Origin of the sequence: Streptomyces sp. DH12 (assembly GCF_020873895.1) — a bacterium.
Classification (GTDB): domain Bacteria; phylum Actinomycetota; class Actinomycetes; order Streptomycetales; family Streptomycetaceae; genus Streptomyces.
Genome location: NZ_JAHWGT010000264.1, coordinates 1 through 732 on the forward strand (window position 1 = coordinate 1; position 732 = coordinate 732).

The window sequence follows — 732 nt, forward strand, 5'->3', positions numbered from 1 at the left end:
CGATCTGGCCCCTGCGGATGCGCTGCCCGCCCAGCACGGTGTCGCGGACGCAGGCGCGGCTCTCCACGTGCACGGGACCGGAGTGGCGGACCAGTTCGTGGACGGCCTTGTCGGTGTCGACCACGACGCGCTCGTCCGGGGGGATACGCAGCAGGGTCAGCAGTCCGGTGGCGAGGAACCGGCTGGCCGTCTGGAACCCGGCCTGCAGCACCACCCGCAGCGAGTTGAGCACGACCTCGCGGTCCACGCCGGCGTCCGGCGCCGTCGCCAGCACGTGCCGGGCGAACCCGTCCGGCAGCGGTTCCCCGGCCCAGCGGCTCACCAGCCGTGACAGCTCGGCGCGCGCCGCCACCCCGGGTTCGTACGTCTCGGGCCGCAGGCTCGCGTCCATGCCGTCCACGATCGTGTCGGACAGCGGCACGAACCAGTCCCGGTCCGGCTGCGGCACGCCCAGGAGCGCGGTGACGGCCCGCAGGGCGACGGGCTGGGCGACCAGCCGTACGAAGTCGAAGCCGTCGTCCTCCTTCTCCGCCCGCGCCAGTCGTTCGTCGAGCACGGTGCGGACCGCCTCGGCCGGCCGGCCAGGACCGGCCGCCTTGAAGCCGTCGAGCATCAGCTTCCGTATCCGGGTGTGCTCCGGCGGGTCCAGGGTCTGCAGGCTCAGCAGGGCGGGCGGGGTGTCCACGCCGACCCGCCGCCAGTCCTGGCAGAAGGTCTCGGCGTCGCGCAGGG

The 732-nt window shown here is 74.2% G+C and carries 1 pseudogene; it reads right to left on the reverse strand.

Annotated elements, in window-relative coordinates:
- Window positions 1-732, reverse strand: a pseudogene (locus tag LPA54_RS33925) (cytochrome P450); the annotation flags it as partial.